The 22,789-nt window shown below is 72.7% G+C and carries 21 protein-coding genes and 1 pseudogene; 15 read left to right on the top strand and 7 right to left on the bottom strand.

Annotated features, from left to right (window positions below; all coding sequences use genetic code 11):
• Positions 1-103: 103 nt before the first annotated feature.
• From QM782_RS21215 to QM782_RS21230, 4 genes are read left to right on the top strand one after another with little or no spacing between them, the layout of a single operon-like run.
• Positions 104-2,476, top strand: a complete 2,373-nt coding sequence (locus QM782_RS21215; RefSeq protein ID WP_415204860.1) for a Tex family protein — start codon at positions 104-106, stop codon at positions 2,474-2,476.
• A gap of 19 nt (positions 2,477-2,495) precedes the next feature.
• A complete protein-coding gene (locus QM782_RS21220) occupies positions 2,496-3,305 on the top strand; it encodes an HDOD domain-containing protein (protein WP_415204861.1) in 810 nt (269 codons plus the stop codon).
• Positions 3,302-4,267 carry an alpha/beta hydrolase gene (locus QM782_RS21225; RefSeq protein ID WP_415204862.1) on the top strand — a complete coding sequence of 322 codons (966 nt, stop codon included), beginning with the start codon at positions 3,302-3,304 and terminating at the stop codon, positions 4,265-4,267. Before QM782_RS21220 ends, QM782_RS21225 begins: the two co-directional genes overlap by 4 nt.
• Entirely contained in the window at positions 4,264-5,145 is an 882-nt protein-coding gene (locus QM782_RS21230) for a YbgC/FadM family acyl-CoA thioesterase (RefSeq protein WP_415204863.1), read from the top strand. Before QM782_RS21225 ends, QM782_RS21230 begins: the two co-directional genes overlap by 4 nt.
• Here the strand turns inward: QM782_RS21230 and QM782_RS21235 are convergent.
• Entirely contained in the window at positions 5,121-6,044 is a 924-nt protein-coding gene (locus QM782_RS21235) for a YgfZ/GcvT domain-containing protein (RefSeq protein WP_415204864.1), read from the bottom strand. The two genes, QM782_RS21230 and QM782_RS21235, sit on opposite strands and share 25 nt — an antisense overlap.
• A 64-nt stretch (positions 6,045-6,108) precedes the next feature.
• On the opposite strand from QM782_RS21235, the gene mltG reads away from it, so the two are divergent.
• From mltG to QM782_RS21280, 9 genes are all read left to right on the top strand, one after another.
• A complete protein-coding gene (gene mltG, locus QM782_RS21240) occupies positions 6,109-7,083 on the top strand; it encodes an endolytic transglycosylase MltG (protein ID WP_415204865.1) in 975 nt (324 codons plus the stop codon).
• On the top strand, positions 7,080-7,754 hold the full coding sequence (gene tmk / locus QM782_RS21245) for a dTMP kinase (protein ID WP_415204866.1): 675 nt from the start codon (positions 7,080-7,082) through the stop codon (positions 7,752-7,754). The genes mltG and tmk overlap by 4 nt, the downstream gene beginning before the upstream one ends.
• Positions 7,751-8,758 (top strand): DNA polymerase III subunit delta', encoded by a 1,008-nt coding sequence (locus tag QM782_RS21250; RefSeq protein WP_415204867.1) that lies wholly within the window; start codon positions 7,751-7,753, stop codon positions 8,756-8,758. Before tmk ends, QM782_RS21250 begins: the two co-directional genes overlap by 4 nt.
• Positions 8,755-9,114 carry a PilZ domain-containing protein gene (locus tag QM782_RS21255; protein WP_415204868.1) on the top strand — a complete coding sequence of 120 codons (360 nt, stop codon included), beginning with the start codon at positions 8,755-8,757 and terminating at the stop codon, positions 9,112-9,114. Before QM782_RS21250 ends, QM782_RS21255 begins: the two co-directional genes overlap by 4 nt.
• Before the next feature lie 58 nt (positions 9,115-9,172).
• Entirely contained in the window at positions 9,173-9,970 is a 798-nt protein-coding gene (locus QM782_RS21260; protein ID WP_415204869.1) for a TatD family hydrolase, read from the top strand.
• Positions 9,967-10,632 carry an ankyrin repeat domain-containing protein gene (locus QM782_RS21265; RefSeq protein ID WP_415204870.1) on the top strand — a complete coding sequence of 222 codons (666 nt, stop codon included), beginning with the start codon at positions 9,967-9,969 and terminating at the stop codon, positions 10,630-10,632. Before QM782_RS21260 ends, QM782_RS21265 begins: the two co-directional genes overlap by 4 nt.
• 120 nt (positions 10,633-10,752) lie before the next feature.
• Positions 10,753-10,962, top strand: a complete 210-nt coding sequence (locus QM782_RS21270; RefSeq protein ID WP_415204871.1) for a hypothetical protein — start codon at positions 10,753-10,755, stop codon at positions 10,960-10,962.
• A gap of 55 nt (positions 10,963-11,017) precedes the next feature.
• On the top strand, positions 11,018-11,518 hold the full coding sequence (nikR, locus tag QM782_RS21275; protein ID WP_415204872.1) for a nickel-responsive transcriptional regulator NikR: 501 nt from the start codon (positions 11,018-11,020) through the stop codon (positions 11,516-11,518).
• A gap of 134 nt (positions 11,519-11,652) precedes the next feature.
• Positions 11,653-13,758: a TonB-dependent receptor gene (locus QM782_RS21280; RefSeq protein WP_415204873.1), complete on the top strand. Its 2,106-nt coding sequence runs from the start codon at positions 11,653-11,655 to the stop codon at positions 13,756-13,758.
• A 25-nt stretch (positions 13,759-13,783) separates the two neighbouring features.
• Here QM782_RS21280 and QM782_RS21285 read toward each other — a convergent pair whose 3' ends face one another.
• The 3 genes from QM782_RS21285 to QM782_RS21295 all read right to left on the bottom strand — a co-directional run bounded on the left by QM782_RS21285 (position 13,784) and on the right by QM782_RS21295 (position 16,756).
• Positions 13,784-14,653: a substrate-binding domain-containing protein gene (locus QM782_RS21285; protein ID WP_415204874.1), complete on the bottom strand. Its 870-nt coding sequence runs from the start codon at positions 14,651-14,653 to the stop codon at positions 13,784-13,786.
• A 19-nt stretch (positions 14,654-14,672) separates the two neighbouring features.
• Positions 14,673-15,695 (bottom strand): Bug family tripartite tricarboxylate transporter substrate binding protein, encoded by a 1,023-nt coding sequence (locus QM782_RS21290; protein ID WP_415204875.1) that lies wholly within the window; start codon positions 15,693-15,695, stop codon positions 14,673-14,675.
• Positions 15,696-15,769: 74 nt separating this feature from the next.
• Positions 15,770-16,756 carry a tripartite tricarboxylate transporter substrate binding protein gene (locus tag QM782_RS21295; protein WP_415204876.1) on the bottom strand — a complete coding sequence of 329 codons (987 nt, stop codon included), beginning with the start codon at positions 16,754-16,756 and terminating at the stop codon, positions 15,770-15,772.
• A 178-nt stretch (positions 16,757-16,934) separates the two neighbouring features.
• On the opposite strand from QM782_RS21295, the pseudogene QM782_RS21300 reads away from it, so the two are divergent.
• A pseudogene (locus QM782_RS21300) lies at positions 16,935-17,120 on the top strand (sigma factor); the annotation flags it as partial.
• A 161-nt stretch (positions 17,121-17,281) separates the two neighbouring features.
• Positions 17,282-17,770, top strand: coding sequence for a carboxymuconolactone decarboxylase family protein (locus QM782_RS21305; protein ID WP_415204877.1), 489 nt, complete (start codon positions 17,282-17,284; stop codon positions 17,768-17,770).
• 28 nt (positions 17,771-17,798) lie between these two features.
• Here the strand turns inward: QM782_RS21305 and QM782_RS21310 are convergent, their stop codons facing one another.
• From QM782_RS21310 to QM782_RS21320, 3 genes are all read right to left on the bottom strand, one after another.
• Positions 17,799-18,371 (bottom strand): GntR family transcriptional regulator, encoded by a 573-nt coding sequence (locus QM782_RS21310; RefSeq protein WP_415204878.1) that lies wholly within the window; start codon positions 18,369-18,371, stop codon positions 17,799-17,801.
• Positions 18,368-21,829 carry a pyruvate carboxylase gene (locus QM782_RS21315; RefSeq protein WP_415204879.1) on the bottom strand — a complete coding sequence of 1,154 codons (3,462 nt, stop codon included), beginning with the start codon at positions 21,827-21,829 and terminating at the stop codon, positions 18,368-18,370. Before QM782_RS21315 ends, QM782_RS21310 begins: the two co-directional genes overlap by 4 nt.
• Before the next feature lie 99 nt (positions 21,830-21,928).
• Positions 21,929-22,789 (bottom strand): isocitrate lyase/PEP mutase family protein, encoded by an 861-nt coding sequence (locus QM782_RS21320; RefSeq protein WP_415204880.1) that lies wholly within the window; start codon positions 22,787-22,789, stop codon positions 21,929-21,931.

The raw sequence follows: 22,789 nt of genomic DNA on the forward strand, positions 1-22,789 counted from the left end.
TCCGTTTCGATGAAGCGGATGTAGGTGTTTCGGAGACGCGGTGTCCCCTGCAGGGCTATGGCACACTGCCGCCCCTTTCTTTTGGCCGACCTCAGAACCCAGGATGCAGAAGATCTACCGCCAGCTCGCCGCCGAGATCCGGATCCGCGAGGAGCAGGTCCGCGCCGCCGTCGAACTGCTCGATGGCGGCGCCACCGTGCCCTTCATCGCCCGCTACCGCAAGGAGGCGACCCAGGGCCTGGACGATGCGCAGCTGCGCGAGCTGGAGGCGCGCCTGGCCTACCTGCGCGAACTGGAGGCGCGGCGCGAGGCGGTGCTCGCCAGCATCGGGGAGCAGGGCAAGCTGACGCCCGCCCTGCGCGCGGCGATCGAGGCCGCCGCGACCAAGCAGGAGGTCGAGGACCTGTACCTGCCGTACAAGCCCAGGCGCCGCACCAAGGGCCAGATCGCGCGCGAGGCCGGGCTGGAGCCGCTGGCCGGCCTGCTGTTCGCCGACCCGGCGCGCGTGCCGGCCGACGAGGCCGCCGCCTACGTCAGGAGCGAGAAGGGCGAGAACGGCGAGGACTTCACGACCGTGCCGGCGGTGCTGGACGGCGTGCGCGACATCCTGTCCGAGCGCTGGGCCGAGGACGCCGCGCTGGTGCAGGGCCTGCGCGCCTGGCTCTGGCAGGAGGGCCTGCTGCAGAGCCGGCTGGCCAGTGGCAAGAACGAGAACGATCCCGACGTCGCCAAGTTCCGCGACTACTTCGACTACGACGAGCCGATCGGCCGCGTGCCCTCGCACCGCGCGCTGGCGGTGTTCCGCGGCCGCGCCCAGGACATCCTGGAAGCCCGGCTGGTGGCGCCCGAGCCGCCCGGCCATGCCGGGGCGGCCAAGCCGGGCCAGGGCGTGCCCAGCCTGGCCGAAGGACGCATCGCGCTGCACCTGGGCTGGAGCCACCAGGGCCGCCCGGGCGACGACCTGCTGCGCAAGTGCGTGGCCTGGACCTGGCGCGTCAAGCTCAGCCTGTCCACCGAGCGCGAACTGTTCACGCGGCTGCGCGAGGAGGCCGAGAAGGTCGCGATCAAGGTCTTCTCCGACAACCTGCGCGACCTGCTGCTGGCCGCGCCGGCCGGCCCGCGCGTGGTCATGGGGCTGGACCCCGGCATCCGCACCGGCGTGAAGGTCGCGGTGGTCGACGCCACCGGCAAGCTGGTGGACACCGCCACGGTCTACCCGCACGAGCCGCGCCGCGACTGGGAGGGCGCCCTGCACACGCTGGCCCAGCTGTGCGCCCGGCACGGCGTGAACCTGATCGCGATCGGCAACGGCACGGCCAGCCGCGAGACCGACCGGCTGGCCGGCGACCTGGTCAAGCGGCTGGAACAGCTCGCGCCCGGCACGGCGCTGCAGCGCGTGGTCGTCAGCGAGGCCGGCGCCTCGGTCTACTCGGCCAGCGAATACGCCTCGCAGGAGATGCCCGACGTGGACGTGAGCCTGCGCGGCGCCGCCAGCATCGCGCGCCGGCTGCAGGATCCGCTGGCCGAGCTGGTCAAGATCGACCCCAAGTCGATCGGCGTCGGCCAGTACCAGCACGACGTGAACCAGAGCGAGCTGGCGCGCACGCTGGAGGCCGTGGTCGAGGACTGCGTGAACGCCGTCGGCGTGGACCTGAACACCGCCAGCGTGCCGCTGCTCGCGCGCGTGTCGGGCCTGACGCCGGGCGTGGCCAAGGCCGTGGTGCGCTGGCGCGAGGCGCACGGCGCCTTCGCCAGCCGCCAGCAACTGCTGGAGGTGGCGGGCCTGGGGCCCAAGACCTTCGAGCAGAGCGCCGGCTTCCTGCGCATCCGCGGCGGCAGCAATCCGCTGGACATGACCGGCGTGCACCCCGAGACCTACGAGGTGGTGCAGCGCATCCTGGACAAGACCGGCAAGCCGGTCGCCGAGCTGATGGGCCGCGCCGAGATGCTGCGCACGCTGCGGCCCGAGCTGTTCGCCAACGAGCGCTTCGGCGTGATCACGGTCCAGGACATCCTCGCCGAGCTGGAAAAGCCGGGCCGGGACCCGCGGCCGGATTTCAAGGTCGCGCGCTTCAACGACGGCGTGGAGGACATCAAGGACCTGCAGGAAGGCATGGTGTTGGAGGGCACCGTCAGCAACGTGGCGGCCTTCGGCGCGTTCGTCGACCTGGGCGTGCACCAGGACGGGCTGGTGCACGTGAGCCAGCTCAGCCACAAGTTCGTCAACGACGCGCGCGAGGTCGTCAAGACCGGCGACATCGTCAAGGTCAAGGTGCTGGAGGTGGACGTGGCGCGCAAGCGCATCAGCCTGACCATGAAGCTGGACGCCCCGGCCGGCGCGGCCCGCGGCGGCCTGCGCGAGAACCGCTTCGAGCGTGCCGGCAACCACCCGTGGCACGGCGGCGGCCGCCAGGAGGCGGCCCCGCCTTCGGCCATGGCCTCGGCGTTCGCCAGGCTGCAGGCCGGCAGGCGCTGAGGCGCGGGGCAGTACGGCGATGGACCTGCAGGCGCTGGTGGCATGCGGGCAGGCCCTGCCGAGCAACCCCAGGCTGGTGGCGCTGCTGCTGGGCGAGCTGGGCCGGCCCGAGCCGGAGCTGCGCAAGATCAGCCAGCTGTTCGGCGCCGATCCGGCGCTGGCCATGCGGCTGCTGCAGCTGGGCAATGCCGAGCACCGCGACGACGCGCGCGGCGTGATCAGCATCGCCCAGGCGCTGGCCCTGCTGCCGACGGCGGCGCTGCGCACGCTGGCCGGCCAGGCCGCCGCCGACAGCGGGCCGAACGCGGCGCCCGGCCTGGCGCTGCCGCAGTTCTGGCGCTACAGCCAGCAGGTGGCCCGGCTGGCGCGGGCGCTGGCCGCCAGCGTGCGGCTGCACCGCGCGGTGGCCTATGCCGCGGGCCTGGTCCACGCCATCGGCGAGCTGGTGCTGCACGCCGGCCGGCAGCAGGACATGGCGGCGCTGAACCGGGAGGCCGGCTGCTGCGATCCGCGCCGCGCGCGCTGGCAGCAGCGGCTGCTGGGCGTCAGCTACGCCGAGGTCGGCGCCGCGCTGGCGCAGCGCTGGGGGCTGCCGGTGCCGCTGGTGGACGCGCTGCGCTGGCAGCTGGCGCCGTTCGACAACCGGGTCTACGAGCCGCTGGCCGGCCTGGTGCACCTGGCCGCCTGGCGCGCCCGCGCGCAGGAGGCCGGCTTCCACGAACGGGAGCTGGCGACCAGCTTTCCGGCCGAGGTCGGGCTGGCGCTGGGGCTGGACATCGACATGGTGCTGCAGCAGGACCCGATCGACTGGGGTGGTGCTTCCGTATGAAGGCGCACGACCCGCACGCGCTGCTGACACCGGCCATGCGCGGCGTGCTGGAGCGCATGCGCCGCGCCGGCCGGCCGCCGCTGCACACGCTGGCGCCGGCGCAGGCGCGCGAGGCCTATGCGCTGGGCGCCGGCGTGCTGGAACTGCCGGCCCCGGCCCTGGCGCGCGTGCAGGAGCTGCGGATGCCCGCGCGCGACGGCCAGGCGCTGGCGCTGCGGCTGGTGGCGCCGGCCGCGCAGGCGCCGCTGCCGGCGCTGCTGTACCTGCACGGCGGCGGCTTCACGATCGGCTCCATCGCCACGCACGACGTGCTGTGCCGCCGGCTCGCGCAGCTGGCCGGCTGCGCCGTGCTGTCGCTGGCGTACCGGCTGGCGCCCGAACACCCGTTCCCCACCGCCCAGCACGACGCCTGGGACGCGCTGCGATGGCTGGCCGCCCACGGCGCCGGCCTGGGGCTGGACACCACGCGTCTGGCCGTCGGCGGCGACAGCGCCGGCGGCACGCTGGCCGCGGTCTGCGCGATCCTGGCGCGCGACGCCGGCCTGCCGCTGGCGCTGCAGCTGCTGTTCTACCCGGGCTGCGCCGCGTTCCAGGACACGCCCTCGCACCGCCGCTTCGCCCAGGGCTTCCTGCTCGAGGCCGACGCCATCGCCTGGTTCTTCGACCAGGTGCTGCCCGAGCGCGCCGCCCGGGCCGACTGGCGCTTCGCGCCGCTGAACGCGCCCGACGTGGACGGCGTCGCGCCGGCCTGGTTCGGCCTGGCCGAATGCGATCCGCTGGTGGACGAGGGCGTGGCCTACGCCGACCGGCTGCGCGCCGCCGGCGTCGCGGTGGACCTGGAGATCTACCGCGGCGTGGTGCACGAATTCATCAAGATGGGCCGCGCCATCCCCGAGGCGCGCACGGCCCATGCCGACGCGGCGCGTGCGCTGCGCCGGGCCTTCGGAGACGACCACCCATGAACCGCCAGGACTTCCGTTTCTCCCACCGGCTGCGCGTGCGCTGGGCCGAGGTGGACATGCAGAAGATCGTGTTCAACAGCCACTACCTGATGTACTTCGACACCGCCGTGGCCGACTACTGGCGCACGCTGGCGCTGCCCTACGAGGAGGGCTTCGCGGCGCTGGGCGGCGAGTTGTACGTGAAGAAGGCCACGCTGCAATACCAGGCCTCCGCGCGCAGCGACGACCAGCTCGACGTGGCGCTGAAGTGCGAGCACATCGGCCGCAGTTCCATGCGCTTCGCCGGCGCGGTGTTCCGCGGCGGCCGGCTGCTGGTCAGCGGCGAACTGCTGTACGTGTTCGCCGACCCGGCCTCGCAGACCTCCCGCCCGGTGCCCGATGCGCTGCGCGCGCTGGTGCAGGACTACGAGGCCGGCCGGCCCGTCGCCGAGCTGCGCCTGGGCGCCTGGGCCGCGCTGGAGCCGCTGGCGCGCCAGGTGCGCACCGAGGTCTTCATCGCAGAGCAGGGCATCGCGCATGCGGACGAATGGGACGAGGCCGACGCCACGGCCGTGCATGCGGTGCTGGTCAACCGGCTCGGCCAGCCGCTGGCCACCGGCCGGCTGCTGCAGCAGGCGCCGGGCGTCGGCCGGATCGGCCGCATGGCGGTGCGTCCCATGCTGCGCGGCGCGGGCTTCGGCGCCGACATCCTGCAGGCCCTGGTACAGGCCGCGGCCGCGCGCGGCGACCGCGAGCTGCGGCTGAACGCCCAGTGCAGCGCCGAGGGCTTCTACCGCCGGCGCGGCTTCGCCCCCTGCGGCGAGCCGTTCGACGAAGTCGGCATCCCGCACGTGGAGATGGTGCGGGCGCTGGATCAGATGTCGGCCAGCAGCGGGTAGGGCAGGGGTTCGAGCGCCAGCGTGGGGCCGCCCACGCTGCCGGCGTGCAGGTCCCCGGCCTCGGCCGCGGCGGTCTGCATCGACACCACGGCGTCCCAGCCGCCGGCCGGATGCGCGGCCGCCTGCACCACGATGCCGCAGGGCTGCTCGGCATCCGCGGCCTGGAACACCTCCTGGCCGGCCGCCAGTTCGGCATCGGCGTGCACCAGGTAGGCCCGGCGCTTGAGCGTGCCGCGGAACTGGCTGCGCGCCACCACCTCCTGGCCCGGGTAGCAGCCCTTCTTGAAGTTCACGCCGCCGACCGACTCGTAGTTCAGCATCTGCGGCACCAGCGCCTCGAACAGCGGCTGCGTGACCAGCACCACGCCGCTGCGCACCTCGGTCCATTGCCACAGCGCCAGCGGCAGCGCCGGGCCGCCGGGTGCCGGGCTGCCGGCCGGCAGCACCAGCAGCAGGCGCGGCTGCCCGTCGGCCGGCGGCAGCACCACGCCGGCGCCGCCGCCAGGGGCCTCGAAGCGGTGCCAGGGCGCCTGCGCGCCGCCCGGGCACAGGCCCGCGGCGCTGCCGCCCACGGCGCCGAACAGCTGAAATTCGGCGGAGGCGTCGCGCAGCTTCGCCTTGGCGCGCAGCACGAACATGGACAGGCGCTTGAGCGTGGCCGCCAGCAGGTCGCGCGCGCAGACCAGCAGCAGCTGGTCGTCGGCCCAGCGCAGGCCGACGAAGCTGGCCTGCATGCGGCCCTTGGCCGAGCAGAAGGCCGCCAGCCGCGCCTGGTCCGGCGCCATCAGCGCGAAGTCCTGGGTCAGCTGGCCGTGCACGAACTTGGCCGCTTCCTCGCCCTGGACGGCGATCACGCCCAGGTGCGTCAGCGGCGCGATGCCGTCGAGAGAGGTGTTCATGCGCTGAATTATCATGGTCCGTTTTCTTCTGCGGGCTTGTGAGGCTGTTGTGCGTCGGGTGCTGATGGGGTTGGTCGTGCTGGCGTGCGCCGCTGCCGCCGCGGGCTGGTGGTGGCTGGACCAGCCGCTGCGCCTGGCGCCGGCCGCGCCGGGCCAGCCGGTGGAAGTGACCATCGCGCCGGGCACCAGCGCGCGCAGCGCGGCCGCCGCGATCGCCAAGGCTGGCGTGCAGGCGCCGGACTGGGCGCTGTTCGGCTGGTTCCGCCTGTCGGGCCAGTCGCGCCAGATCAAGGCCGGCAGCTACGAATTCGCCGAGGGCACGACGCCGCGCACGCTGCTCGGCAAGCTGGTGCGCGGCGAGCAGGCGCTGCGCATGGTCACGCTGGTGGAAGGCTGGACCTTCCGCCAGGTGCGCCAGGCGCTGGCCAGGGCCGAGCGCCTGCAGCCCGACAGCCGGGCGCTGGACGACGCCGCGCTGATGGCCGCGCTGGGCCGGCCGGGCGTGGCGCCCGAGGGCCGCTTCTTCCCCGACACCTACGCCTACCCCAAGGGTGCCAGCGACCTGGCCGTGCTGCGCCAGGCCCTGCAGGCGATGGACCGGCAGCTGGACGCCGCGTGGTCGCAGCGCGCGGACGACCAGGTGCTCAAGACGCCCGAGCAGGCGCTGATCCTGGCCAGCATCGTCGAGAAGGAAACCGGCCGCGCCGAGGACCGCGAGCAGATCTCCGCCGTGTTCCACAACCGGCTGCGCATCGGCATGCCGCTGCAGACCGACCCGACCGTGATCTACGGCCTGGGCGAGCGCTTCGACGGCAACCTGCGCCGCCGCGACCTGCGGGCCGACACGCCGTTCAACACCTACACCCGCACCGGCCTGCCGCCCACGCCGATCGCGATGCCGGGCGCGTCGTCGCTGCTGGCGGCCGTGCGGCCGTCGAACTCCAAGGCCCTGTACTTCGTGGCGCGCGGCGACGGCAGCAGCCATTTCAGCCACACGCTGGACGAGCACAACCGGGCGGTCGACCGCTACCAGCGATGACGCGCGGACTTTTCATCAGCTTCGAAGGCATCGACGGCGCCGGCAAGTCCAGCCACGTCGAGGCGCTGGCGGCGGCCTTCCGCGCCCAGGGCCGCGCCGTCACGCAGACGCGCGAGCCGGGCGGCACGCCCATGGCCGAGCAGCTGCGCGCCCTGGTGCTGCACGAGGACATGGACGCGCTGACCGAGGCGCTGCTGGTGTTCGCCGGCCGGCGCGACCACCTGCGGCGCGTGATCGAGCCGGCGCTGGCGCGCGGCGAGGTGGTGCTGTGCGACCGCTTCACCGACGCGACCTTCGCCTACCAGGGGGCGGGCCGCGGCTTCGATCCCGCCGTGCTGGCCCTGCTGGAGCGCTGGGTGCAGGCCAGCGACGCGCTGCCGGCCGGCCAGCTGCGCCAGCCGGACATGACGCTGTGGTTCGAGATCGCGCCCGCCATCGCCGCCGCCCGGCTGGCCGGCGTGCGCGCGCCGGACCGCTTCGAGGCCGAGCCGGGCGAGTTCTTCGCCCGCGTGCACGCGGGCTATGCGCAGCGCGCCGCCGCCGATCCGCAGCGCTTCGTGCGCCTCGCCGCCGAGGCGCCGCGCCAGGCCGTCTGGCAACAGATCACGGCCGCGCTGGCCCGGCGCGGCTGGCTGGCCGGCGCGGACGCCGCGCAGGACGGGCCGGCGTGAGCGAAGCGGCCCTGGCCCCCTGGCTGCAGCGCCAACTGCAACCGCTGCTGGCCCAGCGCGGCCATGCCTGGCTGCTGCACGGCCCGTCGGGCCTGGGCCAGTACGAACTGGCGCTGGCCCTGGTGCGCGCCTGGCTGTGCGAGCGGCCGGACGGCGGGCAGGGCGCCTGCGGCCAGTGCCCGAGCTGCCACGCGGTCGAGGTGCGCGCGCACGCCGACCTGTGCGTGCTGATGCCCGAGGCGCAGATGCAGCTGCTGGGCTGGCCGCTGGACGAGAAGGCGCAGGCCGAACTCGACGAGAAGAAGCGCAAGCCCGGCCGCGAGATCCGCGTCGAGGCCATGCGCGACGCCGTGGAGTTCGTGCAGCGCACCAGCGCCCGCGGCCGCGGCAAGGCGGTGCTGGTGTTCCCGGCCGAGCGCATGAACGCGATCAGCGCCAACGCGCTGCTCAAGACGCTGGAGGAGCCGCCCGGCGACGTGCGCTTCGTGCTGGCGACCGGCGCCGCGCACCTGCTGCTGCCCACCATCCGCAGCCGCTGCATGGGCCACGCGCTGGCCTGGCCGTCCGCGGACGAGGCCGCCCGATGGCTCGGCGGACAGCCCGGCGTGGACGCGGCCGACGTGCCCGCGCTGCTGGCCGCGGCCGGCGGCCGGCCCGACGAAGCCTGGCGCATGGCCGAGGCCGGCCGCAGCGCGCGGGCCTGGGCCGCGCTTCCGGCGGCGATGGCGCGCGGCGACCTGGGCGCGGTGTCCGGCTGGCTGCCGGCCGAACTGGTCGACGCCTTGCAGAAGCTCTGCCACGACCTGCTGTGCGTAGGCGAGGGCGCCGCGCCGCGCTTCTTCGCGGCCGCCGGCCTGCCGCCGCCGCCGCGGCGCGAGGCGCTGCTGCGCTGGTCGCGCGCGCTGCAGGACAGCGCCCGGATCGCCGAGCACCCGCTGAATGCCGGGCTGATGCTGGAGGCGCTTGTGGCGCAGGCGCGATCGAACCTAAACTTTCGCGCATGAGCACCAACGCACCGGCGCCGCGCCCCAGCGTGATCCAGCTGGCCATCAAGGAGAAGGCCGCGCTGTACGCCGCCTACATCCCGCTGTTCGCCGAGGGCGGGATGTTCATCCCGACCTCGCGCGAGTACCGCCTCGGCGACGACGTGTACGTGCTGCTGTCGCTGCCCGAGGACCCGCAGCGCCACCCCATCGCCGGCCGCGTGGCCTGGGTCACGCCGCCGCGCGCGGCCGGCAACCGCACCCAGGGCGTCGGCATCCAGTTCCCCGGGGACGAGAAGTCGCGCCAGCTCAAGGCCAGGATCGAGGACCTGCTGAGCGGCCACCTGCTGTCCGACCGCCCGACGCAAACCATCTGAGCACCGCATCCCACCGGCGCGATCCCGGCCAGCGGCCTGGACCCGCGCCGTTTCCTGCATGTACACCGACTCCCACTGCCACCTCAGCGATCCGCAACTGCTGGAACGCCTGCCCGAACTGCTGGCCGCGATGCAGGCCGCGCAGGTCGACCGCGCCATGTGCATCTGCACCACGCTGGAGGAATTCGACACCGTGCTGGGCCTCGCGCTGCGCCATCCGCAGCTGTGGGCCACGGTGGGCGTGCATCCCGACCAGGAAGACGTGGCCGAGCCGACGCTGGACGACCTGCTCGCGCGCGGCGCGCTGCCGCGCGTGCTGGCCATCGGCGAGACCGGGCTGGACTACTACCGCCTGAACGGGCGCAGCGTGGCCGACATGGCATGGCAGCGCGAGCGCCTGCGCACCCACGTGCGCGCCGCGCGCCGGCTCGGCAAGCCGCTCGTGATCCACACGCGCAGCGCCTCGGACGACACGCTGGCGATCCTGCGCGAGGAGGGCGAGGACGGCTCGCCCGGCGCCGCCGGCGGCGTGTTCCACTGCTTCACCGAGACCGCCGACGTCGCGCGCGCGGCGCTGGACCTGGGCTTCTACATCTCGTTCTCCGGCATCCTGACCTTCAAGAACGCGCAGCCGCTGCGCGACGTGGCCGCCTTCGTGCCGCTGGACCGCCTGCTGATCGAGACCGACAGCCCCTACCTCGCGCCCGTCCCGCACCGCGGCAAGACCAACCAGCCGGCCTGGGTGCCGCATGTCGCGGCCCAGGTGGCGGCGCTGCGCGGGCTGCCGGTGGAACAGGTGGCTGCCGCCACCAGCGCCAACTTCGACCGGCTGTTCCGGCCCGGGACGACACCATGACCTTCTTCGCCATCTCGCGCCGCCTGTGGCCGGCCCTGGCCCTGTGGGCCGCCGCGCTGGCCCACGCCGGCTCCTACGAGGACTTCTTCGGCGCCGTCGCGCAGGACGACGCGCCCGCCGTGGCCAGCCTGCTGCGCCGCGGCTTCGATCCCAACACGCGCGACCCGAACGGCCAGCACGGCCTGTACCTGGCCATGCGCAACCCCTCGCCCAAGGTCGCGCAGGTGCTGGTCGACTTCAAGGGCACCGAGGTCGAATCGCTGAACAAGGAAGGCGAAAGCCCGCTGATGATCGCCGCGCTGAAGGGCAACCTGGACTGGTGCCGCACGCTGATCGCGCACGGCGCCGCGGTGAACAAGACCGGCTGGACGCCCCTGCACTACGCCGCGACCAACGGCCACCTCGACGTGATCCGCCTGCTGCTCGAGGAGCACGCCTTCATCGACGCCGAGTCGCCCAACCGCACCACGCCGCTGATGATGGCGGCGCGCTACGGCAGCGCCGACGCCGTGCGGCTGCTGCTGCAGGAAGGCGCCGAGCCGCTGCAGAAGAACGAGCTGGGCATGACGGCGATCGACTTCGCCAATTCCGTGCGCCGCGCCGACGTCGCCGACCTGATCGCCCAGGCCGCGCGCCAGCGCCAGCCGCGCGGTAAATGGTGAAATCCACCCATGGCTTCCCGGTTCGGCGGCCAGGCCGTACCGTCCATCGGCTTGCGGGGGTTTTTCCGCGTGCTTTCTGAAACGAGGGAACTATAGTTCGCGGCCCGTTTGCCCGTCTTCATGCCCGATTTCGCCCAACACCACCTCGTCGCGATGTATGTGCTGATCGCCTGCTTGGTGCTGCCCGTGCTCGTGCTGCTGGTGTACCGCACCATCGTGCGGCGCCGGCAGCGGCTGGCGCGCGAGGCCATGCAGCGCGGCAACGTGCTCTACCGCAGCTGGCTGGAGCGCAGCAAGACGGCGCAGGAGCCGCCGCCCTCCGGCAGCTGAACGCGCTGCCCGCGCGGCTATCATGGCCGCGCACCGCGTCCCGCCTTCCGCCCCCTTGCAGCGCTTCACCATTTCCCTCGACGACGAGCTGGCCCGGCAGTTCGACGCGCTGATCGCGGCCCAGGGCTACGAGAACCGTTCCGAAGCCGTGCGTGACCTGATCCGGGCCCAGCTGGGCGACGCGACGCTCGCCTCGGCGGCGCAGCCGGGCCATGCCGCGCGCGGGGTGCAGGCCGCGCCCTGGTGCGTGGGCAGCGTGGCCTACGTCTACGACCACCACGACCAGACGCTGGCCGGCCGCCTGCTGGACCTGCAGCACGCGCACCATGATCTGGTCGTCACCAGCCTGCACACCCACCTGGACCACGACCACTGCCTGGAAACCGTGGTGCTGCGCGGCCCCACGCCCGCGGTGCAGGCCTTCGCCCAGCGGCTGGTGGCGCTGCGCGGCGTGCGGCACGGCAACATCCACATCGTGCCGCTGGCCCTGGACGAACACGCGCACCGGCATGCCGCCGGCGACCACCAGCACCGGCACCTGCGCCCGCTGAGCTGAACGGGGGTCCCACTACCGGATCGCCCGTGCCCCTGCGCCGGGGCGGCGGCCGCATACGCCATTCGCCGTATGCCGGGCGCGGCCGGTCCGGGCGGTTCGTATGAATAATTTCATTTTCTTCATACGAACCCGTCATGCCGCCACGATCTTCCTGCCGCGCCCGGACCGTCCTGCTCTCGGCCGCCGTGGCGTCGCCGCTCGCCTGGAGCCAGGGTGTTCCCGCCGGGCCCGCAGCCCATCTCCCGGAAATCGCGGTGCGCGGCCCGCGCGATGCCGGCATCGGCACGGCCGACAGCGCCAGCGAGGGCGCGGCGGAGCGCGCGTCGTTCCAGTCGCGGCCCAAGCTGCGCCCCGGCGACATCGTGGAGGCCGTGCCCGGCGTCGTCGCCACCCAGCACTCGGGCGACGGCAAGGCCAACCAGTACTTCCTGCGCGGGTTCAACCTGGACCATGGCACCGACTTCGCCGTCACCGTGGACGGCATGCCGGTCAACATGCCCACGCACGGCCACGGCCAGGGCTACGCCGACCTGAACTTCCTGATCCCCGAGCTGGTGTCCGGCGTGCGCTACCGCAAGGGGCCGTACTTCGCCGACGACGGCGACTTCTCGCTGGCCGGCAGCGCCAGCATGGACTACGTCGGCATGCTCGATGCGCCGTTCGCCGAGCTGGGCCTGGGCGCGCACGGCTACCGCCGGCTGCTGGCCGGCGGCTCCCGCACGGTGGAGGACCGGACCTGGCTCGGCGCCGTCGAGCTGCACGCGGCGGACGGCCCCTGGCAGGTGCCCGAGCGCCTGCGCAAGGCCAATGCCGTGCTGCGCCATTCCCAGGGCTCGCCGGCGCGCGGCCTGCAGCTGACGGCGATGGCCTACCAGGCCCGCTGGATCTCCACCGACCAGGTTCCCGAACGCCTGATCGACGGCGGCGGCCTGCCGCGCTTCGGCAGCCTGAACCCGACCGACGGCGGCCGGACGCGGCGGCTGTCGCTGTCGGGCAGCTGGTTCGACGAAGGCCCCGACGGCAAGACCCGCCTGAGCGCCTACGCGATCGACTACCGCTTCGACCTGTTTTCCGATTTCACCTACTTCCTCGCCGACCCGGTGCAGGGCGACCAGTTCGAGCAGGTCGACCGCCGCCGCGTGTTCGGGGTGCAGGCGGCGCACAGCCGGCCGCTGCGGATCGGCGGCCGGGAGGGCGTGCTCAGCGTCGGCGCCCAGTGGCGCGGCGACCGCATCGGCGAGGTCGGGCTGTATCCGACGGCCGGCCGCGCGCGCATCGGCACCGTGCGCAGCGACCGGGTGTCGCTGGACCTGCTGTCCGCCCACGCGCAGCAGATGCTGCAGTTCAGCGACCGCCTGCGCGGCTATGCCGGGCTGCGCGCCGACTGGCTGCGCTACCACGTGCGGGGCCGCGACGAGGCCTACGGCCCCGTCAACGGCGGGCGCGGCGACGATTTCCTGCTGAGTCCCAAGGCCGGCCTGGCCTGGACCGTCGCCCCGGCCCACGAGCTGTACCTGAACGCCGGCACGGGCTTCCACAGCAACGACGTGCGCGGCGCCACGATCACGGCCGACCCGCAGACCGGCGATCCGGCCGAACGCGTGCCGGCCCTGGTGCGCGGCCGCGGCGCCGAGCTGGGCTGGCGCTTCCAGCCGTCGGACGGGGTGGCGTTCACCGCGGCGCTGTGGCAGCTGCTGCTGGATTCCGAGCTGGTCTACGTAGGCGACGCCGGCACCACCGAAGCCGGCCGCGCCAGCCGGCGGCGCGGCGTCGAGGCCACGCTGCGCTACCCGCTCGGCGCGCACTGGCGCATGGAGCTGGACGCGGCCTGGTCGCGCGCCCGCTTCCGCGGGGACGCCCCGCCGGGCGAGGGCCGCTACGTGGACAACGCGGCCGGGCGCGTCGTGGCCGCCGGCATCGTGTGGCAGCGCGGGCCGTGGACGGCGACCGCGCGGCTGCGCCACATGGGCTCGCGCGCGCTGGACACCACCAACACCGTGCGCGCCCGGCCGGTGACGCTGCTGAACGTCGGCGCGCGCTACGCGGCCAGCCGCCACCTGACGCTGGGCCTGGAGGTGTTCAACCTGGCCGATCGCAGGGGCAACGACATCGAGTACTTCTACGCCTCGTGCACCGCCGGCGAGGTGGCGGCCGGCGTGTGCGGCGGCGGCATCGACGGCCGGCACGTGCATCCGATGGAGCCGCGCAGCGTGCGGCTCGGCGCACGCTGGAGCTTCTAGCGCCGGCCGCCGGGCGCGCCGGCCATCACGGCCGGGGCGGAACGACCTCCAGCCCGGTCTTCTCGATCACCGTCCTGGCGGCCGGCGACTGGTAGAAGCGGATCAGCGCGCGGGCGCCTTCGGGGTTCTGCGCCTTGGTGGTGATGCCAGCGGAGAACACGGTGTAGTGCTGCACCGACTCGGGCAGCCGGCCCACGTAGGTGATGCCGGGAATGGGCAGCAGCTCGCTCACCTGCTGCATGCCGACGGCCGCGTCGCCGCGCGCCACGATGGTGCCCACGCGGTCACCCACGATCTTGCGGCTCTTGGGCAGCACCTGGGCCTCGATGCCCATCTTCTTGAGCATGGCGGTCTCGTAGTAGGTGCCGCTGGCACTGGCCGAATAGGCGATCGAGGGAGCCGACAGCAGCAGCTGCCTGAACTTCTCCTCGGTGCCGATGTCGGGCACCGGCGCGCCCGCGCGCACCGCCAGGCCGATGGACGAGCGCACCAGGTCGACCTGGCTGCCGGGCACGACGTGGCCCTGCTGCACCAACTGGTCCAGCGCGGAGCGCGCCAGCACCACCACGTCGGCAGGCTCGCCGCGCGCCAGCCGGTTCGGGATCGACGTCGTGGACGCGCCCATGGACGAGCCGTAGGCCGACTCCACCTTGCCGCCGGTCTGCTGCTCGAAGACGGGGAACAGGCGCTGGTGCGCCTCGGTGAAGCCGCCCGAGGTCATCAGCCGGACCGGCTGGGCCAGCGCCGCGCTGGGCGGCGGCGGCTTGGTCGGTACCGCGCAGCCGGCGACGACGGCCGCGGCCGCCAGCAGCAGGACACGGCGCGGCAGTGCAGGGCGCGCTGGGGCGTGGAGCGAGAGGGCCGGGCGCGGCAGGGAAGAAGGGACTTGGCGCATGGAGAACTCCTCGTGGCAATCAGTCCAGGGTGATGTTGGCGCTGCGGATCAGCGGTCCCCACTTGGCGCGCTCGGCCGCCAGGAACTTGGCGTAGTCCTGCGGCGAGCCGCCCACGACGACGCCGCCGGAGTCCTCGATCATGGACCGCACGCCGGGGTCGGCCAGGGCTTCGTTGACGGCGGCGTTGAGCCGGGTGATCACCGCCGGCGGCGTGCCCGCCGGCGCGATCATGCCGAGCCAGTTGTAGGACTCGAACCCCTTGACGCCGGCCTCGTCCAGCGTGGGCACCTGCGGCAGCACCTTGAGCCGCTGCTTGCCCGAGACGGCCAGCGGGCGCACCTTGCCGCTCTGGATGGCGGGCAGGGCGGCGTAGCCCATCTCGAACATGAAGGCCAGGTGGCCGCCCATCAGGTCGGTCGCGGCCGGCGCGCCGCCCTTGTAGGGCACGTGGACGAAACGCGTGCCGGTCTGGAACGCCAGCAGTTCGCCCGAGAGGTGGTGCGCGCCGCCGACGCCGGAGGAGCCGTAGGTCAGCGTGTCGGGCTTGGCCTGGCCGGCCGCCACCAGCTCGCGCACGGACTTGAAGGGCTGGTTCAGCGCGGTGCTCAGGACCAGCGGGGCCTCCTCGATCAGCACGATGGGCAGCAGGTCGCGTTCCGCGTCGTAGGGCATCTTCTTCATCAGCATCGGATTGGTCACCAGCGGCGCGGGCGAGCCGAAGCCGAAGGTGTGGCCGTCCGTGGCCTTGGCGATGGCGTCGGTGCCGGTGACGCCGCCGGCGCCGGCGCGGTTGTCGATGACGACGGGCTGGCCGAGGCGCTGGCCCAGCTGCTCGGCGATCTTGCGCGCGCGCGTGTCGGCGAAGCCGCCGGCGGCGTAGGGCACGATCAGCTTGACCGGGCGGCTGGGCCAGGCGCCGGTGTTCTGCGCGAAGGCGGAGGCGGCCGGCAGCAGGGCGCCGGCGGCACAGGCGAGCGAAACGGCGGCCGCGCGGCGCAGCACGGTGCGGCGGGCGCCGGCAGGGCGGGAAGTCGGGGGCATGCAGGTCTCCATGGCCGGCCGGAGCCGGCGAGATGTGGTGGATGAAATGAAAGCGCGCAGGCGCCGGTGTGCGCCTACTTCTCTTGCATGTGGGCGGCCTTGACGATCTCGCCCAGGCGCTTGCGCTCCGCGTCGGTGAACTTCACGAAGTCGGCGCGCGTCCCGCCGATGGGCTCGATGCCCACCTTCTTGAGCTTTTCCATCGTGGCCGGCTCGCGCATGGCCTGGTCCACGGCGGCGGCCAGCTTGTCGAGGATGGCGGCGGGCGTGCCCTTCGGCGCATGGATGCCGGCCCAGTGGGCGATCTGCACCTCTGGGAAACCCTGTTCCGTGGCGGTCGACAGCTGCGGATAGGCCGAGATGCGCTGCGTCCAGGTGGTCGCCAGGGCCTTGAACTTGCCGTCGTTGAAGATGTGGGGCAGGGCGATGACGCTGGCCTCGGACGTGCCCTCGACCTGCCCGCCGAGCACGGCGGTGGTGCTTTCCGAACCGCTCTTGTAGGGCACGGCCTGCAGCTGCGCGCCGTACTTCACGTTGAGCATCTCGGCCACGAAGTGCGGCGTGCTGCCGGTGCCGGCGGTGGCGAAGTTGAAGCCCGGGCCCTTCTTGGACGCCTCGACGAAGTCGCGCAGGTTCTGGTAGGGCGCGTTCTTGGGCACGACGATCACCGAAGGGGCCAGGCCGATCATCACCACCGGCACCAAGTCCTCGTCCTTGAACGGCATCTTCTTCTTGATCATGCCGTTGGAGATGACCCCCGCCGCGCTGACCAGGAAGGTGTAGCCGTCGGGCTTGGCCTTGGCGACGAGGTCGGCGCCCACGGTGCCGCCCGCGCCGGCGCGGTTGTCCACCACGATCGGCTGGCCGAGGATCTTGGACGCGCCTTCGGCGGCGGAGCGGGCCATGAGGTCGTTGGCGCCGCCGGCGGAGAACGGCACGACCAGCCGGATGGGGTGGCTGGGCCACGGTGCGTCGGCGGCATGGGCCAGCGGCAGCGCGGCGCCGAGCAGTGCGGCGCCGGCCAGGATGGAACGGCGCTGGAGCCGGAGGTGTCGGGACATGCGGAATCTCCTCGGTCGATGTCTGGTTTTCGGTCTGTCGATGGCTCTGCGCGGGCTCGGCGGCCCGGTGCGCGGAGCCGCCGTAGGCTACCAGCACTTCCCTGCCTGCCAACCGGGACTCTCCCTGCCCGGCTGGCGCGTGTCCGCGGAAGTGCCCGACCATCGCTCATACACCATGATGGAAGACGCCACGCGCACCTTCGACCGACTGCGCCCCCGGCCGCAGGGCATCGCCTACCGCATGCTGTGCTCGGTGGCGGACGCCGAGGAGCTGGTGCAGGACGTCTGGCTGCGCTGGCACGCGGCGCAAGCGAAGGCGGATTCGGCCCGCCCGGACAACGCCGAGGCCTGGCTGGTCACCGTGGCCACGCTGGAGTCCGCCCAGGCGCTGGAGACCGACGGGTGCGCATCCGCATCCAGCGCAACCTGCAGCGCCTGGCCGCGGCCTGGGCGGCGGCGCAGGCGCTGTCACGAGGCGGCCCGCTGCCGCGTCTTGGAGAATGACATTCACCCAAGGAGTTCTTCATGCCGCAGCACCGCATCCGCCCCAACCATGCCCAGCTCGCGCCCGAGCTGTTCAGGAAGTATTCGGAGTTCAGCCTCGCCACCCGGCAAAGCGGGCTGGAAACCAGCCTGCTGAACCTCGTCACGCTGCGCGCCTCGCAACTGAACGGCTGCGTCTTCTGCGTGGACATGCACGTCAAGGAGGCGACCCTGCACGGCGAACGTCCGCTGCGCCTGCACCACGTGGCCGTCTGGTGGGAATCACCGCTGTTCTCGGCGCGCGAACGCGCCGCGCTGGCCTGGACCGAGCTCCTGACCCGCCTGCCGCCGCACGGCGTGGCGGACGCCGACTACGCCGCCGCGCGCGAACAGTTCAGCGAGGCCGAGCTGGCCGCGCTGAGCTTCGCCGTCGTCGCCATCAACGGCTGGAACCGCATGTCCATCGGCTTCGCCGCGGCGCCGGGCTCGCTGGACGCGGCCTTCGGCCTGGACAAGGCCGGCCTGGCCTGAACGACGCGCCGCGGCCCGGCCGCGGGTGCTACGGCACCGACGGCGCGGCGGACGCCTGGTGGCAGGCCTTGTCCTTCCCGCCGGCGCGCGGCGCGGCGGCGGCGGCGTCCACGCGCCGCATCTCGTCGTCGAACGCGGGGCCGTAGGCGAGCCTCAGCTGCCGCTCGACCAGTTGGAGCAGCCGCTGCAGCAGGCGAGGGCGCGCCGGCTGTTCGGGCTGCACCTGCTCGGCCTGCTGCGCCGCGTAGGACCGGAGCAGCCGGTACAGCGCCCACGCCTCCTCGCGCTCGTGCGGCTCCAGCACCGTCACGACCGTTCCACGCCTGTTCACCGAAGTGAGCAGGCCCTCGTGGCTCAGGACCTTGAGCGCCTTGCGCACGGGCGTGCGGCTGACGCCGTAGCTGTTGACGAAATCGAGTTCGTCGATGGCGTCGCCCGGCTTCAGCTCGTGGCACAGGATCCGCTCGCGGACCCGGTCGGCGATCGCTTCGTAGAGCGCGCTCGGCCGCAGGCTCCGGGCGGCGGCGGGCGGGTGCGCAGCCGCGTCGCCCGCGTGGGCGCCGGCGGTGCGAACTCCTGGGGGCGGTCCGGCGGTGTTCATGCGGACGGTTCCTCCTCGAATTCCAGCAGCAGGTCCTTGGCTTCCACCCGGTCGCCCACGGCCACGAGGACGCGGGCCACCACGCCGTCACGTTCGGCGCTGATGGCGTTCTCCATCTTCATGGCCTCGATGGACAGCAGCGGGCTGCCGCGCGTGACTTTCTGGCCCGGCTTGACCGACACCACGGCCACCGCTCCCGGCATGGGCGCGCCCACCTGCAGCAGGTTGCCCTCCTGCACCTGCGGGCGCAGCTTGCGCGCGGCGGTCTGGCCGGCGCGCGGCACGCGCACCGGACGGGGCTGGCCGTTGAGTTCGAAGAATAGGCGCGCCTCGCCGCTGTCCTTGTCCTCGGCCTGTCCGAGCAGGCGCACCACCAGGGTCTTGCCCTGGTCGATGTCCACAGCCATCTCGCCTTCCTCGGGCAGGCCGTAGAAGAACACCGGCGTGGGCAGCGTGGATACGTCGCCGTACTTGCGGCGGTGGGCGAAGTACTCGGTGAAGACCTTGGGATACATCAGCCAGCTCGCCAGGTCGGTGTCGCTCACGCGGTAGTCGATGGCCTTGGCGGCCTTGGCGCGTTCTGCTTCCAGATCGACGGCGGGGATGTGCGCGCCCGCGCGGCCTTCGACGGGCGTCGCTCCTTTGAGGATGCGCCGCTGCACGTCGGCGGGGAAGCCGTCCGCCGGGTAGCCCAGGTCGCCGCGCATGAAGGAGACGACGGAATCGGGGAAGGAGATGTCGCGCTCGGCGTCCATCACGTCGGCCACCGCGAGGTTGCCCGCGACGAGGAAGATCGCCATGTCGCCCACGACCTTGGACGAGGGCGTGACCTTCACGATGTCGCCGAACAGCTGGTTGACCTCGGCATAGCTGCGCGCGATCTCGTCCCAGCGGCTTTCCAGGCCCATGGCGCGGGCCTGCTCGCGCAGGTTGGTGTACTGGCCGCCGGGCATTTCGTGGCGGTACACGTCGGATGTGCCGCTCCTCATGTCGGCCTCGAACGGCGCGTAGTACCGCCGCACGCCTTCCCAGTAGCGCGAGAACGGCTCGATGCGCGCGGGCGTCAGGCCCGTGTCGCGCCCGGTGTGGGCCAGGCCCGCGATGATGGTGCCCAGGCTGGGCTGCGAGGTGAGGCCGCTCATCGCGTCCATCGCGCCATCGACGGCGTGCGCGCCCGCCTCGGCGGCGGCGAGCACGCTGGCGACCGAGCCGCCGCTGGTGTCGTGCGTGTGGAAGTGGATGGGCAGGCCGACCTCCTCGCGCAGCGCCTTGACCAGCGCCCGCGCGGCGGGGGCGCGGCACACACCCGCCATGTCCTTGATGCCGATGATGTGCGCGCCGGCTTTTTCAAGCTGCCTGGCCATGTCCACGTAGTACTTGAGCTGGTACTTGGGGCGGCTGGCGTCGAACAGGTCGGCCGTGTAGCAGATGGTGCCTTCGCAGAGCGCGCCGGTCTCGATGACGGCGTCCATCGCCACGCGCATGTTCTCCACCCAGTTGAGCGAGTCGAACACGCGGAACAGGTCGATGCCCTCGTGCGCGGCCTGTTGCACGAAGTAGCGCACCACGTTGTCGGCGTAGTTGGTGTAGCCGACAGCGTTGGAGCCGCGCAGCAGCATCTGGAACAGGATGTTGGGCGCGGCGGCGCGCAGGCGGCGCAAACGGTCCCACGGGTCTTCCTTGAGGAAGCGCAGCGCCACGTCGAAGGTGGCGCCGCCCCAGCATTCGAGCGAGAACAGCTCGGGCAGCAGGCGCGCGTAGTGCGGCGCGACGGCGGCCATGTCGGCGGTGCGCATGCGCGTGGCGAACAGCGACTGGTGCGCGTCGCGCATCGTCGTGTCCGTCAGCAGCGTGCGCTTTTGTTCCAGCATCCATTGCGCGAAGCCCTGGGCGCCGCGTTCGCGCAATTCATCGCGTGTGCCTCGTGGAATGGGCGTGCCGCGCTCCAGTTTCGGGAGCACCGGACGCGCCGGGAATTGCGCGGGCGCGGTGCGGCCCTTCATCTCGGGGTTGCCGTTGACGGCCACCTCGCCGACGAACTTCAGCAGGCGGCTGGCGCGGTCCTTGCGCCGCGTGATCTTGAACAGCTCGGGCGTGGTGTCGAGGAAGCGCGTGGTGCATTCGCCGCTCTTGAACAGCGGGTGGGCGATGACGTTCTCCAGGAACGCCAGGTTGGTTGCCACGCCGCGGATGCGGAACTCGCGCAGCGCGCGGTCCATGCGGCGGATGGCTTCCTCGGGGTCGTGGCCGCGTGCGGTCACCTTCACGAGCAGCGAGTCGTAGTAGGGCGTGATGACCGCGCCGCTGTAGGCCGTGCCGGCATCCAGGCGGATGCCCGCGCCCGCCGCGCTGCGGTAGGCCGTGAGGCGGCCGTAGTCGGGCGCGAAGCCCTTCTCGGGGTCTTCGGTGGTCACGCGGCATTGCAGCGCGTGGCCCAAGAGGCGGATGTTCTCCTGCGCCGGCAGGTAGTCGTCCTCGCCGATGCGCGCGCCCTCGGTCACGCGGATCTGGGCCTTGACGATGTCCATGCCCGTGACTTCCTCGGTCACGGTGTGCTCGACCTGGATGCGCGGGTTCACCTCGATGAAGTAGAAGGCGCCGGTGTCGGCATCCATCAAGAATTCGACCGTGCCCGCGTGCGTGTAGTTCACGCCGCGCGCCAGGCGCAGCGCGGCCTGGCACAGCGCCTCGCGGCCTGCCGCGTCCAGGTAGGGCGCGGGGGCGCGTTCCACCACCTTCTGGTTGCGCCGCTGCACCGAGCAGTCGCGCTCGAACAGGTGCACGAGGTTGCCGTGCCGGTCGCCCAGCACCTGCACCTCGACGTGGCGCGCGCGCTGCACCAGCTTTTCCAGGTAGACCTCGCCATTGCCGAAGGCGGCGATGGCCTCGCGGCGCGCGGCGGCGATGGAAGGCAGCAGCTCCGCTTCTTCATGGATGGCGCGCATGCCGCGTCCGCCTCCGCCCCAGCTCGCCTTGAGCATCAGCGGGTAGCCCACCTCGCGCGCCAGGCGCAGGCATGCGGCGTCGTCCTCGGGCAGCGCGCCGGTGGCGGGCACCACGGGCACCTGCAGGCGCTCGGCCAGCGCGCGGGCGGCGACCTTGTTGCCCAGTTCGCGCATCACCTCGGGTTTGGGGCCGATGAAGGCGATGCCCGCGTCGGCGCAGGCCTGGGCGAAGCCGGGGTTCTCGGACAGGAAGCCGTAGCCGGGGTGGATGGCGTCCACGCCGGCGCGCCGGGCGATGTCCAGGATGCCGGCGATGTCCAGGTAGGCCTCGATGGGCCGGCGCCCCTCGCCGACCAGGTAGCTCTCGTCGGCCTTGAAGCGGTGCAGCGCGAGCCGGTCCTCGGCGGCGTAGATCGCCACGGTGCGGATGCCCAGTTCGGCGGCGGCGCGCATGGCGCGGATGGCGATCTCGCCGCGGTTGGCGACGAGCATGCTTTTGATGGCGGTCTTCATGGCGGGGGTGTCTCGTTGGGCGACGCGGGCGGGGTCGGATGCCGTGCATGGACCGGCTGCACCCACGGCGGGTGCAGTCGTTCACCGGTTCACCGCTTCTCAGGTGTAGCGCTTCTCCAGCGCGTCCCAGCCGGGCTTGCCGACCAGGCGCTGGCGTTCGGCGAAGGGCGCCACCAGGCCGCTGGACTCCTGCACTTCCTTCTGGTCGCGCAGCACCGTCAGCGCCTTCTGCATGCCGGCTACCGCGCCCTGCAGCGCGGCGTTGGCGTACAGCACGATGCCGTAGCCCAGCTCGGCCAGCTGGTCGGCATTGAAGATCGGCGTCTTGCCGCCGATCACCATGTTCATCAGCTGCGGCTTGGGCAGGCGCCGGGGCAGGGCGCGCACTTCCTCGGCCTTGGTCACGGCCTCGACGAACAGGATGTCGGCGCCGGCCTCGGCGAACTGCTGCGCGCGTTCCACGGCGGCCTCGAAGCCGTGCGTGGCGGCGGCGTCGGTGCGGGCCATGACGAGGAAGTCGCTGTCGCGCCGCGCATCGACGGCGGCCTTGATCTTGCTGACGGCCTCCTCGGTGGAGATGACTTCCTTGCCCGAGAAATGCCCGCAGCGCTTGGGCGCCACCTGGTCCTCGAGCTGGATGCAGTCGGCGCCGGCGCGTTCCAGCGTGCGCACCGTGTGGTAGACGTTCAGCGCATTGCCGAAGCCGGTGTCGGCATCGACCAGCAGCGGCACGCCGACCGCGTCGCGGATGCGCGCCGTGTGGTCGGCGATCTCGGCCAGGCCCATGAAGCCCTGGTCGGGCATGCCGAACCACATATTGGTCACGCCAGCGCCGGTGACGTAGATGGCTTCGAAGCCCAGGTCCTCGATGACCTTGGCGGACAGCGCGTTGAACGCGCCGGGCACGAGGACGCCGCGGCGCGCCTCGACCAGTTGCTTGAGTTGCTTGCGTGTGGACAT

The sequence above is a fragment of the Pseudorhodoferax sp. genome, from assembly GCF_047601025.1.
Lineage (GTDB): Bacteria > Pseudomonadota > Gammaproteobacteria > Burkholderiales > Burkholderiaceae_C > Pseudorhodoferax.